The organism is Pseudomonas sp. ADAK7 (genome assembly GCF_012935675.1).
GTDB lineage: Bacteria > Pseudomonadota > Gammaproteobacteria > Pseudomonadales > Pseudomonadaceae > Aquipseudomonas.
In genome coordinates, this window is sequence record NZ_CP052861.1 from 6,690,853 (window position 1) to 6,705,572 (window position 14,720).

The following is a 14,720-nucleotide window of genomic DNA, read 5'->3' on the forward strand; positions in this document are numbered from 1 at the left end:
GAGAACTATTTCTATTAACTGTTAGTGAGACGTTGAGCCTTCCGGAAACCGGAAAGACCCCACGTCTTTTTTTACGAAATTTTCACAATCAGGCAGTTTGAAGTTCGGTGACCACTTTGCCGGCGTCCATGCGCACCAGTTGATCGGCCACATCGAAGTAACGATCGTCGTGGGAAATGACGATGATGGTCTTGCCCAGGCGCTTCAGATCCGGCAGCAACTCGGTGTAGAAGATGCGGCGGAAGGTCGGGTCCTGGTCGGCGGCCCACTCATCGAACACCAGCACCGGACGCTCCTCCAGCCACGCATTGACCAGCGCCAGACGCTTGCGTTGGCCGGTGGACAGGTCGGTGGTGGTGAACGAACCGTCACGCACGCTGACCTTGTGCGCGATCTCCAGGCGTTGCAGGTATTTGTTCGCGTCTTCGGGGATGTGCGTGTCGCCCTGCACCACATCGTCGAACAGGTAATAGTCGGCGAAGATCGTGGTGAACAGTTGACGGTAATCGTCGCGGGTCACGGCGCTGACTACTTGGTCGTTGAGACGAATCTCACCGTGCTGCGGCGCGTACAGGCCAAGCAACAGCTTGATCAGCGTGGTCTTGCCACAGCCGTTTTCGCCAACGATGAAAATGATGTCGCCCTGATCGATCTTCAGGTTCACCGGCCCCAGGCGGAACGGTGCGCTGCCTTCGGTGGTCGGGAAGCTATACGACACTTCATTCAGTTCCAGGCTGTGCACCACGGTGCTTTTGTGGACCTGATCGCTGAGCAGCAGGTGCGGCTCAGGCGAAGAAAACTGTTCGGACAAATCGGCGATGCGGCGGAACGCGATCTGTGCGCGGCTGACAATCGGCAACGTGCCGATCAAGTGTTCCAGTGGGCCTTTCATGTACAGCAACACCAGGACGAAGCCGCTCATCACCGCTTTGTCCGCGCTCGGCCACAGCGATTGCAAGGCCAGGGCGAGGCCGATCACCACGAAGAACAGCATCGAGCCGAGGGTCTTGGCCACCACGAAAATGTTCACCGAGCGCACTTGGGTGTCGCAGATCTTGTCCGCTGTGGCCTCGATACCCGAGACGAACATGCGGTGCCGGCGCGGGCGATGAATGCGCAGCTCCTTGGCGCCTTCGGCCACGGCGTTGTAGTGCTTTTGCAGCTCGTCTTCGTAATCCCGGGCCTTCATGAAGCCCATCATGCCGCGCCCGCGGGCGATGTACTGGATGACCGTGCCAATCACGATAGCGACCACCATCATCAGGAACATCGGCCACGACAGCATCGCCAGGTAACCCATGCAACCGAGGGTCACGGTCAGGGAAATCGCCAGCGGCGCGAAGGCGAAGGCGAAGTCGCTGATGGTGTCGACGTCATGGGTCAGCACCGGGATCAGGCGATGGCTGCGGTAGCGTTCGATCTGCTCGATGGGCGCCGACAGCACTTTTTCGCCCAGCTCTTTGCGCAGCTTGGCGATGATGTGTTGGCCGACATAGTTGGTGCCGATGTCGGAGAAAATCGAACTGATCAACGCCAGCAGGCAAAGCCCGGCAAAAGCGGCGACCACGGTGTTGGTCAGGCCGCCCTCGGAGTGCAGAACATTATTGATGGTCGCCAGCAACGCGGTGACGCTCAGACCACCGACCATGCCAAGCAGGATGGAGCCGGCGACGATCAGCCGAAAGGGTTTGAGCAGGGTGAACAATTCATTGATCACCCCGCGTGTTGGTTTGCTCATGGAGGTTCCCTGCTTGAAAAGAGTGGCGACGGCCGGGCATCGCTGAAGGACATGGAGGGCGGTGGCGCGCCGCACGGACGCGCACACCTATAGAACGAGTGGCGGGATGGCTAATTTAGCGGGGCTTACAGGTCGCGGGCGACGCGCAAGCCAATCCAGTCGCCGCGATCACCGGGCACCAGGGCGTTACGGTTGCCGGAGCGGGAGAACACCGGCGCTTCGCCCCAGTCATTGCCGCGAATGCGCTTGAATTCGCACTTGCCGGTTAGCCAGGCACTGCCATCGCTCGGCGCGCCGACGTAGTTTTCGTTGTAGCAATCGGCGGTCCATTCGTAGACGTTGCCGTGCATGTCGTACACGCCAAAGGCGTTGGCCGGGAAGCTGCCGGCCGGGGCGGTGAAGTTGTAGCCGTCGGCCGCGCCGTAGGTGTTGGCGTGCTTGGCGATGCTGTATTCCTTGCCCTCATCGAACGGGAAGGGGAATGGTCCGGTGGTGCCGCCGCGCGCCGCGTATTCGCGCAGGGATTCGCTGACCAGTCGATACTGCTGGCCGGTTTTCTTCGACAGCCACGCCACGTAGGCGTTGACCTCGGCGAAGTCCATGCACACGGCCGGGTGTTTGTTGGTGTATTCGTAGCGCGGGATGCCGGCCTTGCATTCGCGGCCCGGACGGTCGTCGCCGTCGGGCATGACGTAGCCGGTGTCGCGGAGGTAGGCGTCCCATTCGCCTTTCAATACCTGGAAGCGGCTGATTGCCAGTGGCTTGGCGAAAGTCACCGGGTGCATCGGGCCTTCATCGGGCTCGCGGCCGACTTCATCGTCCGGGGTGCCCATGGTGAAGGTGCCGGTGGGCAGCACGACCATTTCCGGGCAGTCCTTGCAGTCCTTGAACACCTTGCCCGGTTTCGCCGGTTCGCTGGCCTGGGCGATGCCCGGCGCGAGGCTGACGGCCAGGGCGGCCAGCACCAGGGTCGGGAGCGCCTTGAAGGAAAAGCGTCGCAGGTCACTGTTCATCATTGATCTCGATAAAAAAGTAAGAGGGATCATCAAAGGGCCTTGTCGAGCAACACCAGCATCTGGTCGATCTGCGCTTCGCTGTTCAGCAGGCCCGGCGCGGTCCGGATCACCGGCCCGACGTCGCGCTCGACGGCATCGGCGACCACGCGGTTTTTCATCAGGTAGGCGGCGATCTTGTCGCTGTCCTTGCCCTTGACCCGGAAGAAGGTGAAGCCGGCCGACAGCTCAGGGCTCAGGGGCGTGACCAGTTCGACCTGTGGGCGTTGTTGCAGGCGTTTTTTCAGGTAGCTGTTCAGCTCGTGGATACGCGCCTGAACCTCGGCCTTGCCCAGTCGCAGGTGCAACTTGAAGGCTTCGTCCAGCGCCCAGCGGTGCTCGAACGAGTGATAACCGCCCGGCGTCATGGTGGTGGAGAAGTCCTCGGCCTCGGAGAAGGTCGGGATGATCGGCGTGACGTACTTCACCTCGGTGCTGCGGCTGCAGACGACGCCGGTGCCGCGCGGGCCGAACATCCATTTGTGGGTGCCGGCAATAAAGAAGTCGCAGTTCATGGCCGGGAAGCTCAGGTCATCGACGCCAAACCCGTGCACGCCATCGACCAGGTAAATGATCCGGTCCGCGTCGCTGCGATTGCGGTTGTGCTTGTCCACCAGGGCGCCGATCTCGCTGATCGGGGTTTTCACGCCGCTGCTGGAGTGCACCCACGTCATGCCGAGTACCCGGGTTTCGGGTTTGATGTTGCGGTCGATGGCGGCCAGGATTTCTTCTTTGGTGACCGTCTGCGGGTCCTTGAACAGCCTGATCTTGCGCACCTTGGTGCCATCCCGTTGCGTGCGCAATTCGAGGATGGTGTGGGTCGCGTAGTGTTCGTGCTCGGTGGTGAGGATTTCCTGGTCCGGGCGCACGTGCACGCCGCCGTAGATCATTGCCAGGCCTTCAGTGGTGCTACCGGTCAGGGCGATCTGCTTCGGGTCGGCTTGCAGGTATTTGCCCGCCCACACCCGCACGTTTGCTTCGCGTTGTTCGATCACGCCCAGGTCCCAATCCATCGCCAGCCCCGGGTTCTTGTCCAGCGCGGCGCGGTGCATTTCGATGGCGTCACGCACGGGTTTGGGGTGGGAGGTGATCAGGAAGTTGGAGAAATGCAGGTAATCCGGGTCCTGGTTGAACAACTGCTGCAACTGCGCCCATTTGCCCTTTGGCTGCGGCGCAGTCGTGGCGGCGCCGGCGACATTGTTCAGCCCCGAGCCCAAGGGCAGGGCGGCCGCGAGAATCCCGGCCTGCTTGAGAAAGTCACGACGATTGCTCATGGCTTGGCGGCTTCCCGGGCAGAAATCAGCGACGGTTTCGACAATTTTTCCACCTGGTCCCAGACCCGCAGAAAGTTGCCGCCCCACAGCTTGGCAATGTCCGCCTCGGAGTAACCGCGCGACAGCAATTCGGCGGTGACGTTGCGGATTTCGCCGACGTTCTCCCAGCCTTTGACGCCGCCGCCCTCGTTGAAGTCGGAGCTGATGCCGACGTGGTCGATGCCGATCTTGCGCACCGTGTAATCGATGGCGTCGCCCAGGTCCTTGAGGCCGGCCTTGGGTTCTTCCTCGAGGATGGCGTAGAGCTGACTGGCGTACTCGCCGAACTTCTGCTCGGACCACGCGGCGATGATCGGGTCACCCGGCATCAAGGCGTAGGCGAGGTTCGGCAGCGGTGGCAGGTCGAAGCGGGCACGCAGGGCGTTGAGTTTGTCCTGGGTGCCTTGGGTCAGTGGGCGCAGGTATTGGGAGAAGCCGACGATTTGCACCACGCCGCCGCTGTTCTTGATCAGCTGCAATTCCTTGTCGCTGAGGTTGCGCGGGATATCCACCATGGCGCGCGGTGCCGAGTGCGAGGCCACCAACGGTGCGCGGCTCAATTGCGCGACTTGCTCCAGGGCCTTGGTCGACATCTGCGACACGTCGATGATCACACCCAGGTCGTTCAACCGCTGTACGGCTTGCTTGCCGATGTCCGACAAACCGTCGAGGGCGTCCGGTGAATCATTGAAAAACGGCAACGGGCGCGAGGAATCCGCCCAGTCGTTATTGCCCACGTAGCTGAAGCCGAACATGCGCATGCCACGGGCGGCCCACAGATCCAACAGGTTCAGGTCATGGCCCAGGGGATAGGCGTTGAGCATGCTCATGAAAATCGCGAACTTGCCTTCACCGTGCAGGCGCCGGAAGTCGGCGGGGGTGTAGGCGATGGCGACCTGATTGGGGAAGTCGCGGACCATGCCGGAGATGATCTTGTAGCGGATCTCCTGCTGGTTACGCGCTTCGGCGACAAAACCGGCGGTGGGTTTGTGCGGCGCGTTGGGGCCGTTCCACAATTCCGGCCAGCCGAAAATCGTCAGCGCCGCGCCAGACAGGCGTCCGCGATTGGCTTTGACCAGGTCGAACTGGCCAGTGCCGTCTTTGTCGATCTCGTTGCCGACGGTGCCAAAATCCTGGGGCACGGTGATGTGGCTGTCGAAAGAGAGCATGCGTTCGTGCAGCTCATCGGCCTGTTGCAGCACTTTGAGCGGATAACCGGGATTGTCCTTGAACCAGTGATCCCAAACCGCAAAACCTGTACCGGCGCTGATCGCCAGGGCCAGCGGCAGGCCGATGTAAAGAGCCTTTTTCGAACGAGGTTTTGTCATTGCCATCTCAGTCAGGTTCGCCGCCCCGGTGCGGGCGCAGGGGCCTTTGCTATCTGGAAAGAACGAGTGACCCACGTGAGAATTTAGGTGAATGTGATGGCCCCTTCGCGGGCAAGCCTCGCTCCTACAGGTGATGTGTCGTGCGCCAAACCCGTAGGAGCGAGGCTTGCCCGCGAAGCTCTTAAATTTGTGACGGGGACGAACGTTCTAGCTTGGATAAAGCCTGCTTCATGGCTGACACAGGTAGGGCAATGACGATTTCTCGACGATGGTTCATGGCGGGCCTGGCGCTGACTGGCGCCGCCGTGCCTGCGGTTTTTTATGGGCATCGCGAATGGACGAAACCGGACCCGACGATCACCCCCGGTGAAGCGTCGTTCGATGTCGCGGACGTCACCGGCCAGCGATTGGCGGATGCCTTGCGCGGGGTCTGGACGATTCGCTTCGAAGGCAACGACGCCGGCCTCGACGGCGTGCCCCGGGACGGGCTCGAAGTGTTTCTCGACATTGGCCACAAGGGGCGCGGGGTCAGTGGTTTTCTCGACACTGCCGAGCATCTGCGCGGTGCCGATGCCCCGCGTTACCGGATCTTCGGCGACCTGGCCGAGGCCAATGCCGCGCAACTGAGCTGGCGACTGGTCGGCCCCGGTGGCAAGACCGATTACGAATTCAACATGCGCCTGGACGAGGTCTGGGCCGCGTTTGGCAATGCCGGCAGCGGCAGCCTCAGTGGCCGGGTGTCGCGCCTCGATCGTCCGTTGGTTCTGCCCGCCCAGGACAATCGTTTTATCGCCGTCAAACATTTATTCCCCGAGGCCCGGGAACGCACCGCACTGAACCCGCCGCTGCTGGCCTGGCTGGTGTCGCCCGAGCATCGGTTGTTCCACCAGCTCTGGCATGCCTCCCGGGACAAATGGCACACCTTGTCCGAGGACAAGCGCGATGCCCTGCGCGGCATTGGCTGGCAGCCGGGGCCGCGTGACCAGGAGCGTGATGCCCGGGGCAAGCACAAGGATCGCAACGGCTCCGGGATCGATTTCTTTTTCATGCACCGGCACATGCTCGGCACGGCGCGCTCGATGCAGGACTTGCCGTCCTGGCAGTACTTCCCGCTGCCGCAGCCGGAGCTGGTGCGTGACCGCGCCGGTTTCGCCCGTTATTTCGACAACCACGACGGCACCGCGCTGCCGCCGACCTGGCTGGCCGAGGGCGATGACGAGTACACCCAGTGGGTGGCCGATCTGAAAACGGCCGAGACTTACCAGACCAATTTCCAGGTCTGGGAATCGCAGTACCGCGATCCGCAATACTTGTCGAAGCTGACCCTGGGGCAGTTCGGTTCCGAGGTGGAGCTGGGCCTGCACGACTGGCTGCACATGCGTTGGGCTTCGGTGCCGCGCGACCCTTCGAACGGCGCACCGGTGCCACTGGCGCGGGACCTGGACGACTTTGCCGCGCGCTGGTTTGCCCCGGAAAACGACTTTCTCGGCGATCCGTTTTCGTCCCATGTGAACCCGGTGTTCTGGCACTTCCACGGCTGGATCGATGACCGGGTCGAAGACTGGTTTCGCGCCCATGAGCGTTTTCATCCGGGTGAAGTCAGCCGTTTGGAAGTCAACGGCGTGCACTGGTTTGCGCCGGGGCGCTGGGTTGAGGTCGATGACCCGTGGCTTGGCCCGACTACCCACGGCTGCAGCACCACGCCGGGATTGCAGGCTGGCAAGTCAGTGGAAATGGACCCGGAAACCATGAAACTCGCCTTGCGCATCACCTTTGGCGAAGACGAAAAGAAACTCGCCGACCTGTTCCGTCGGGTGCCGAAACGGCCGTGGTATGCGCGTAATTTGAAGGCCAAGCAGAGTCAGGCTTGAACCCCACTGTGGCGAGGGAGCTTGCTCCCGCTGGGGCGCGAAGCGGCCCGCTCTCTACCTGAAAAGAAGGGGACTGCTGCGCAGTCCAGCGGGAGCAAGCTCCCTCGCCACAGGTTACTTGCCTGGCATCACTGCCATTACAACGCCTGCCACCCCCCACCCAACGCCTTGTACAACGCCACACTGGCCTGCACCCGCGCCAGCCGCAATTGCACATTCAAATCCTGCGCCGCATACAGCGTTCGCTGGGTCTCCAGCACCGTCAGCAAATCCTCGGCCCCAGCCTGATAACGACTTTGCGCGATGTTGAACGCCGTCTGCGCCTGATTCAGCTCTTCACTCTGCCACTGCCGTTGTTCGTCCAATCCGCGAATGCTATTGAGGGCTTTTTCAACGTCGGCGAAGCCGTTGATGATTGCGCCGCGATAGATTTCCAGCAGCTCTTCCTGGCGCGCGGTGGCCTTGTCGCGCTCGGCACCGAGGCGGCCGTTGTTGAAGATCGGCGCGACCAGCCCGGCGGTGAGGTTGTAGAAGGGGCTGCGCATGATGTCGGAGAAACTGTTGGCCCCTGAACCGATGTTGGCGCTCAAGGTCACCGTCGGCAGCATGGCCGCGCGGGCGACGGTGACGTCAGCCTGGGCCGCCGCCAATTGCGCTTCGGCCCGGGCGATGTCCGGGCGGCGGCTCAGCAGCTCACTGGGCAGGCCGGCGCCGATGGTCGGCCATTGCAGTCGATCAAAGGGTTCCTGGCTCAGGTCCAGTTCCTGAACCGGACGGCCGAGCAGGGCGGCGAGGCTGATCAGTGCGTCCTGAGCCTGTTGCTGCACCAGCGGCAATTGCCGTTGCTGGGCGGCCACCAGGCTTTTCTGCTGGGCCAGTTCCAGTGCGGTGGCCGAGCCTGAATCAAAACGGGTCTGTACCAGCTTCAAGACGTTTTGCGCATTGGCCAGGTTCAACTCGGCGATACGGCTTTGCTCTCGCAGCGACAAGGTTTGCGCATAACTGTTGGCCACCCCGCTGAGCAAGGTCAGCTCCACCGTGGCTTGATCAAACTCGCTGGCCTTCAAGCCCCATTGCGCACTGTCGCGAGACGCACGTTTGCCGCCCCAGAAATCGATTTCATAACTGGCGCTGAGGTTGGCATCGAAATAGTCCACCGCCTGATTGCTGCTGTCGGCATCGAGCTGACTGTAGCCTTTGCCCCGTAGCAGTTTTTGCCGATTGGCATTCCCCGCAGCCTTGACCTCCGGCAGCAACGAACCGCCGGCAATCACCGTCCCGGCCTGGGCCTGACGTACTCTGGCGACCGCTGCCGCCAAGTCAAAACTGCCGATCCTGGCCTGTTCGATCAGGCGATCCAGTTGCGGGCTGCCAAATTGCGTCCACCATTGCCGGTTATCCAGCGTGGCGCTGTGGGGCGATTGCCAAGTGGCGGGCGGTGCGAGGCCGCTGTCCGGGCGCGGGGCAGGGCTGCCGCACGCGCTGAGCAGCAGGCAAAGGGTCAATAGACTGAGTGGCGGCTTCATAGATCGATCATTCACTGGTAAGGGCCGTGACCGGGTCAAGCCGGGCAGCTTTGCGGGCCGGCATGAAGCCGAAGACAACACCGGTAACGAGGGCGCAGCCGAAGGCGCCGAGCACCGCCATCAAGGAAAACGCCACGGCGACTTCGCTGAGCACCAGCACGCCGCCGACGATCAGCGCCAGGGCAATCCCGGCCAGGCCGCCGACCACCGAGAGCATCACCGCTTCGGTGAGGAACTGGCGCAGTATGTCGCGCTGACGGGCGCCGGTGGCCATGCGGATGCCGATCTCGCGGGTCCGTTCGCGCACGGTCATGAGCATGATGTTCATCACGCCGATCCCGCCCACCAGCAACGAAATCGCGGCAATCGAGCCGAGCATCAGTGACAGGGTATTTTGCGTGCGCGCTTCGGCCTGGATCATCGCGGCATTGTTAGTCAGTTCGAAATCCTTCTTGCCGTTGTGCAGGCGCAGCATCAATTGCTCGATGGCTTTTTCGGCTTCCTTGACCTTGCGGGCGTCCGCTGCGGCGATGGCCACGTATTCAGGATTGTGCGTGCCGAACAAGCGGACACTGGCTGCCGAATAGGGGATGGCGATGCGGTTATCGCTGTCGGAGTCGCCGGAACTGGCGCCTTTTTCAGCGAGGACGCCAACCACTTGGAATGGCACGTTTTCAATCAGGATGTACTGGCCGATGGGGTTGGCAACATCCTTGAGCAATTTGCTGCGCACCTTGTGGCCGATCACCGCGACCGCCGCGGCGTTGCGTTCGTCGGCCTCGGTGAAATAGCTGCCCTGGACCACTGGCCAGTTGAAGATCGCCGGGAAATTGGTGTCGTTGCCGCCGACGTAACTCATGTGGTCGACGTTGCCAAAGCGTACCCCGGCCTCGGCGCCATTGACCGGCATGATCCGCCGCACTTGCGGCAGGCTGGCGAGGGCGGCGACGTCGTCCAGGGTCACCACGCCCGGCGGTGTACGCGGGTTTGGCGCCGAGCCGCTGAGGTAAATAATGTTCGAGCCGAACGCACCCATCTGCGCCATCACCTGGCGCTTGCTGCCTTCACCGACCGCCAGCATGACCACCACCGACGCCACGCCGATGATGATCCCCAGCAACGTCAGGGCGGTGCGGAACTTGTTGATCCACATCACCCGCCACGCCGCTTGCACAGCGTCCACCAGTTCGCCTTTCCAGGCACCAGTGGCCTCGGCGCCTTCACTGAGACGCTTGCGCAAGTCCACCGCCTGCAAGGCGCCGGGGTTGGCCGAGGTTTGTGCGGTGGGATCGTCGTGGGCGCTGTCACTGATGATCAGGCCGTCTCGGATTTCGATGATGCGCTTGGCCCGCGCCGCGACTTCGCGGTCGTGGGTAATGAGGATCACCACGTGGCCCTGGCTCGCCAGCTCGTCGAGCAAGGTCATGACCTCAGCGCCGCTGTGGCTGTCGAGGGCGCCGGTGGGTTCGTCGGCGAGGATAATGTGGCCGCCGTTCATCAAGGCGCGGGCAATCGATACCCGTTGCTGCTGGCCGCCGGAGAGCTGGTGCGGGCGATTGCCGGTGCGCGTGGCCAGGCCGAGGCGGTCGAGCAGGGCGGCGGCGCGGGCGTGGCGTTCGGCCGCCGGGGTGCCGGCGTAGATCGCCGGCATCTCGACGTTTTCCTGGGCCGAACCGGACGGGATCAGGTGATAACCCTGGAACACAAAGCCAAACGCCTCGCGGCGCAACCAGGCCAGTTCATCGCTGTCCAGGGCGGCGACGTTTTCCCCGGCGAAGCGGTACTCGCCCGAGGTCGGTCGGTCGAGGCAGCCGAGGATGTTCATCAGTGTCGATTTGCCGGAGCCGGACGCGCCGACGATCGCCACGAATTCACCGGCATGGATCGCCAGGTCGATGCCGCGCAACACGTGAACTTGCGGGGCGTCGCCGCCACCGTAGGCTTTTCGGATGTCCTGCAGGTCGATCAGGGGCGTCTGCATTCAGCCGCCACTCCCGTCGGCCGGGCCGATCAACAGGTGATCGCCTTCTTCGAGGCCGTCGAGGATCTGCACTTTCAGCCGGTCACTGATGCCGGTGCGCACCTCACGTTGCTGGATGGCGCCGTTTTTCGCGACCACTTGCGCGGTCTGGCTGTCGGCCTGGGGGCCATCTTGCAGCGCGGCAATCGGCGCGGTGAGGACGTTTTTTGCTTGATCGGAGACGAAGAACACCTGAGTGGTCATCTCCGCCATCAAGGCGTTATCGGCGTTGTCGACGTCGAGCAAAACCGTATAGAGCACCACGCGGCCGGTGCCGCTTTTGCTCGAACTGGCGGGGCTGCCGCCGCCCTGGCTGGTCTGGTCCAGCGGCTTGGGCGGGATCGGCAGAATCTGCCGCACCGTGCTGTTCCAGCGGCGCTTGCCCCCGCTGAGCGTGGTGAACCAGGCGGTCATGCCGGGTTTGACGTGGCCGATATCGGCTTCCGAGACCTCGGCCCAGACCGTCATCGGCGACAGTTTGGCGATGCGCAGAATCAATGGCGTCTGTTGTTGAGCGTTGAGGGTCTGGCCTTCCCGGGCATCGAGGGCGACCACGGTTCCGTTCATCGGTGCATAAATGCGCGTGTAACCGAGTTCGGCCTGGTCGCTGCGCAGGCTGGCCTGGGCCTGGCGAATCTGCGCCTGGAACATCTCGACCCGAGCCTGGGTCGCGCGCAATTCAGCCTGGGCGGTTTGCACGTCTTCGGCACGGGTCGCGCCGCCGGCAGCGAGGTTCTGCTGGCGCTGGAATTTCTGCCGGGCCAGTTCGTGCAGGGCCTTTTGTTCCTGCAACTGGGCCTTGAGGTTGTCGATGGAAAAACGCCCGGCGTCGAGTTTGGCCTGTTGCGTGGACGGATCGATTTCCACCAGCAGATCGCCTTCCTTGACCACGTCGCCGACTTCCACATGAATCTTGTGGATCTGCCCTGAAGCCTGGGCACCGACGTCGACATAACGTCGCGGTTGCAGGGTGCCGAGAGCCGTGACGCTGCTTTCGATGTCGCCGCGGCTGACTTGCACCGTGGCAAACTGATCGCGGCCGGGCGGGAGGATCTGCCAGGCGGCGACGGCGATAACGGGGATCAGACACAGTGCTGCAAGCAAGGCGCGTCGTGCGGTGCGGGGACGTTTCATGCAGGGTTCCGGCCAATGGAAATCGGCCCGTCACTCAGGTTGCGCGCACATTCAGGCGACAGCTGAGGGCTGTCGCGGGGCGACAGAGACGGGGAGCTGTCCTGTAAACGAGGCGGGAAGGGTGGAATTTAAGCGCGGAAACACAGAGTTACAGGTATAGCGCGGCACTATTTGTCGGGCAAACCGAAACAGCACTTTAAATCTATATGAGAATTACTATAAATTACGCGACTCAAATTGCCATCATCCGCTACTGCCCATTTGGCGGTCGTGGATCTGGCGCAAGGACAGAAACCGCACCCTGTGCGGCCGGGAGTCATGTTGGAAAACTACTATCGCGAGCTGGTGTGTTTCCTGAACGCCAAGCTGGGCAACCGTCAGGTGGCCGAAGATGTGGTGCATGACGCTTATCTGCGCGTACTGGAGCGTTCCAGCGACACGCCGATCGAGCAGCCCCGGGCCTTCCTTTATCGCACCGCGCTCAATCTGGTGATCGACGACCATCGACGCAATGCCCTGCGCCAAGTCGAATCCCTGGAAGTGCTCGATACCGAAGAGCGCTACTTCACGCCGTCACCGCATACAAGCCTCGATCACGGCCAACGCCTGGCCATGCTCCAGCGTGCCCTGGCGGAATTGCCCAAGTTGTGCCGCGAGAGTTTTCTGCTGCGCAAGATCGATGGCCTGTCGCACCCCGAGATCGCCGAACACCTGGGGATTTCCCGGGCGCTGGTGGAAAAACACATCGTCAATGCCATGAAGCATTGCCGGGTGCGCATCAAGCAATGGGACGCCCATTGATCCCCTCCCATTAAATTTTTTTTCATTGTCCTCGTTCCTACTCAACAGACGATCTGCTGTCCTGCTCCGGGCCGGCCAGGTCACTTAGGCTTCCTCCCCTTGTTGAGGGGTTCATCCAGAGGACACTGGAAATGACACAGGCAATTGCATCGCCCATCGTTCACGACCTGATCGGCGTCGGTTTCGGCCCTTCGAACCTGGCGCTGGCTATCGCCCTGCAAGAGCGCGGGCCGAGCCAGGGTGAGCTGGATGTACTGTTTCTCGACAAGCAGGCCACCTACAGCTGGCACGGCAACACCCTGTCGACCCAGAGCGAGTTGCAGATTTCCTTCCTCAAGGACCTGGTGACCCTGCGCAACCCGACCAGCCCGTACTCGTTCGTCAATTACCTCAAGCACCACGGGCGCCTGGTGGACTTCATCAACCTGGGCACCTTCTATCCGTGCCGCATGGAGTACAACGACTACCTGCGCTGGGTGGCCGGGCAGTTCACTGAACAAAGTCGCTATGGCGAAGAAGTGCTGACCATCGAGCCGGTGCTGCACAACCAGCAGGTCGAAGCGTTGCGCGTGATCTCCCGCGACACCCAGGGTCAGCAGCACGTGCGCACCACCCGTTCTATCGTGGTCAGCGCGGGCGGCACGCCGCGTATTCCCGAAGCGTTCAAAGCGATGAAAGATGACGGCCGCGTGTTCCACCATTCGCAGTACCTGGCGCAAATGGCCAAGCAGCCGTGCGTGAACAACAAGCCGATGAGTATCGCGATCATCGGTGGCGGGCAGAGCGCGGCGGAAGCCTTCATCGATTTGAACGACAGCTTCCCGTCGGTGCAGGTGGACATGATCCTGCGTGGTTCGGCGCTGAAGCCAGCGGACGACAGCCCGTTCGTCAACGAAGTGTTCTCGCCGGAGTTCACCGACCTGGTGTTCCAGCAGGAAAGCAGCGAGCGTGAGCGCCTGGTCAACGAGTACCACAACACCAATTACTCGGTGGTGGACATCGACCTGATCGAACGCATCTACGGCATCTTCTATCGTCAGAAGGTTTCCGGGATTGCCCGTCATGTGTTCCGCACCCTGACCACCATCGAAAAAGCCACCGCCACCGAGCACGGCATCGAACTGGCGGTGCGCAACAATGCCACCGGCGAAGTCACGGTTCGTCATTACGACGCCGTCGTGCTGGCCACCGGTTACGAGCGCCAGATGCACCGCAAACTGCTGGCGCCGCTGGAAGCGTACCTGGGCGATTTCGAAGTTGATCGCAACTACAAACTGATCACCGACGAGCGCTGCAAGGCCGGCATCTACATGCAGGGCTTCTGCCAGGCCAGCCATGGCTTGAGCGACACCTTGCTGTCGATCCTGCCGATTCGCGCGGATGAGATCGCAGGCTCGCTGTATGACCATGGCAAGTCCCGCGGGCATGGTCGTTCGGTGATGGATTTGTTACTCGCCACTGCCAGCTAATCCCCACCCTGATCGTTCCCACGCTCCGCGTGGGAATGCAGCCCGGGACGCTCCGCGTCCCATTGGAACGCAGAGCGTCCCTGGAGGCATTCCCACGCGGAGCGTGGGAACGATCAAGCCCCCTCGCCACAGTTTTTTGATCATCCTGAACCCTTCCTGAAGAACCCGCCGATTCCCCCGGCACGGCCCCCGGCATCGTTTACTCTCCAGAAATCGGGGCGTAAGCTTCGCGCGTTTTCATCAATAGCGGAGACCCACAGTGGGTACTTGTTCGAGTGACAGTCGTCGGCCGGTTTCAGTAACCGGCACCTTCTCGGCAAGCTGACGCGCAGCTTTTTTTGTGCCGTTGACTTGCTGAAAAGCGAGTAGCGGCATCCCGATCGCGGCCTGTGGCGGCGCGATTCCCGACGTCCCTCTCATCGACGCTGAACCGTGCGTGATGCTCGACTTTTATGTCGTCATCGCGGC

Annotated in this window: 10 protein-coding genes; 3 read left to right on the forward strand and 7 right to left on the reverse strand. The window is 62.1% G+C overall.

The features are described from left to right. Positions 1 to 88: 88 nt before the first annotated feature. From HKK53_RS30640 to pvdM, 4 genes are all read right to left on the reverse strand, one after another. Positions 89 to 1,738 (reverse strand): cyclic peptide export ABC transporter, encoded by a 1,650-nt coding sequence (locus HKK53_RS30640; RefSeq protein ID WP_169373842.1) that lies wholly within the window; start codon positions 1,736 to 1,738, stop codon positions 89 to 91. A gap of 125 nt (positions 1,739 to 1,863) precedes the next feature. After that, positions 1,864 to 2,751 carry a dihydropyoverdine dehydrogenase gene (gene pvdO, locus HKK53_RS30645; protein WP_169373843.1) on the reverse strand — a complete coding sequence of 296 codons (888 nt, stop codon included), beginning with the start codon at positions 2,749 to 2,751 and terminating at the stop codon, positions 1,864 to 1,866. A 32-nt stretch (positions 2,752 to 2,783) separates the two neighbouring features. Then, positions 2,784 to 4,064 carry a pyoverdine-tailoring periplasmic protein PvdN gene (pvdN, locus tag HKK53_RS30650; protein ID WP_169373844.1) on the reverse strand — a complete coding sequence of 427 codons (1,281 nt, stop codon included), beginning with the start codon at positions 4,062 to 4,064 and terminating at the stop codon, positions 2,784 to 2,786. Beyond that, entirely contained in the window at positions 4,061 to 5,431 is a 1,371-nt protein-coding gene (gene pvdM / locus HKK53_RS30655) for a pyoverdine-tailoring dipeptidase-like protein PvdM (protein WP_169373845.1), read from the reverse strand. Before pvdM ends, pvdN begins: the two co-directional genes overlap by 4 nt. A gap of 251 nt (positions 5,432 to 5,682) precedes the next feature. Here pvdM and pvdP point away from each other — a divergent pair, with 251 nt between their 5' ends. Continuing rightward, positions 5,683 to 7,302, forward strand: a complete 1,620-nt coding sequence (gene pvdP / locus HKK53_RS30660) for a pyoverdine maturation tyrosinase PvdP (RefSeq protein ID WP_169373846.1) — start codon at positions 5,683 to 5,685, stop codon at positions 7,300 to 7,302. Between the two features lie 137 nt (positions 7,303 to 7,439). Here pvdP and HKK53_RS30665 read toward each other — a convergent pair whose 3' ends face one another. From HKK53_RS30665 to HKK53_RS30675, 3 genes are read right to left on the reverse strand one after another with little or no spacing between them, the layout of a single operon-like run. Then, positions 7,440 to 8,828 (reverse strand): efflux transporter outer membrane subunit, encoded by a 1,389-nt coding sequence (locus tag HKK53_RS30665; RefSeq protein ID WP_169373847.1) that lies wholly within the window; start codon positions 8,826 to 8,828, stop codon positions 7,440 to 7,442. 7 nt (positions 8,829 to 8,835) lie between these two features. Next, complete coding sequence (locus HKK53_RS30670) at positions 8,836 to 10,809, reverse strand: MacB family efflux pump subunit (RefSeq protein WP_169373848.1); 1,974 nt, start codon at positions 10,807 to 10,809, stop codon at positions 8,836 to 8,838. After that, positions 10,810 to 11,982: an efflux RND transporter periplasmic adaptor subunit gene (locus tag HKK53_RS30675; protein ID WP_169373849.1), complete on the reverse strand. Its 1,173-nt coding sequence runs from the start codon at positions 11,980 to 11,982 to the stop codon at positions 10,810 to 10,812. It abuts the gene before it with no gap. A gap of 318 nt (positions 11,983 to 12,300) precedes the next feature. Between HKK53_RS30675 and HKK53_RS30680 the strand changes: the two genes are divergently transcribed. Continuing rightward, positions 12,301 to 12,783 carry a sigma-70 family RNA polymerase sigma factor gene (locus HKK53_RS30680; protein ID WP_149661304.1) on the forward strand — a complete coding sequence of 161 codons (483 nt, stop codon included), beginning with the start codon at positions 12,301 to 12,303 and terminating at the stop codon, positions 12,781 to 12,783. Between the two features lie 131 nt (positions 12,784 to 12,914). Next, positions 12,915 to 14,252: a lysine N(6)-hydroxylase/L-ornithine N(5)-oxygenase family protein gene (locus HKK53_RS30685; protein WP_169373850.1), complete on the forward strand. Its 1,338-nt coding sequence runs from the start codon at positions 12,915 to 12,917 to the stop codon at positions 14,250 to 14,252. Positions 14,253 to 14,720 lie beyond the last annotated feature (468 nt).

Coding starts and splice junctions, on each gene's coding strand:
- HKK53_RS30640 (WP_169373842.1), bottom strand. CDS start 1,738: ATGAGCAAACCAACACGCGGGGTGATCAATGAATTGTTCACCCTGCTC.
- pvdO (WP_169373843.1), bottom strand. CDS start 2,751: ATGAACAGTGACCTGCGACGCTTTTCCTTCAAGGCGCTCCCGACCCTG.
- pvdN (WP_169373844.1), bottom strand. CDS start 4,064: ATGAGCAATCGTCGTGACTTTCTCAAGCAGGCCGGGATTCTCGCGGCC.
- pvdM (WP_169373845.1), bottom strand. CDS start 5,431: ATGACAAAACCTCGTTCGAAAAAGGCTCTTTACATCGGCCTGCCGCTG.
- pvdP (WP_169373846.1), top strand. CDS start 5,683: ATGACGATTTCTCGACGATGGTTCATGGCGGGCCTGGCGCTGACTGGC.
- HKK53_RS30665 (WP_169373847.1), bottom strand. CDS start 8,828: ATGAAGCCGCCACTCAGTCTATTGACCCTTTGCCTGCTGCTCAGCGCG.
- HKK53_RS30670 (WP_169373848.1), bottom strand. CDS start 10,809: ATGCAGACGCCCCTGATCGACCTGCAGGACATCCGAAAAGCCTACGGT.
- HKK53_RS30675 (WP_169373849.1), bottom strand. CDS start 11,982: ATGAAACGTCCCCGCACCGCACGACGCGCCTTGCTTGCAGCACTGTGT.
- HKK53_RS30680 (WP_149661304.1), top strand. CDS start 12,301: ATGTTGGAAAACTACTATCGCGAGCTGGTGTGTTTCCTGAACGCCAAG.
- HKK53_RS30685 (WP_169373850.1), top strand. CDS start 12,915: ATGACACAGGCAATTGCATCGCCCATCGTTCACGACCTGATCGGCGTC.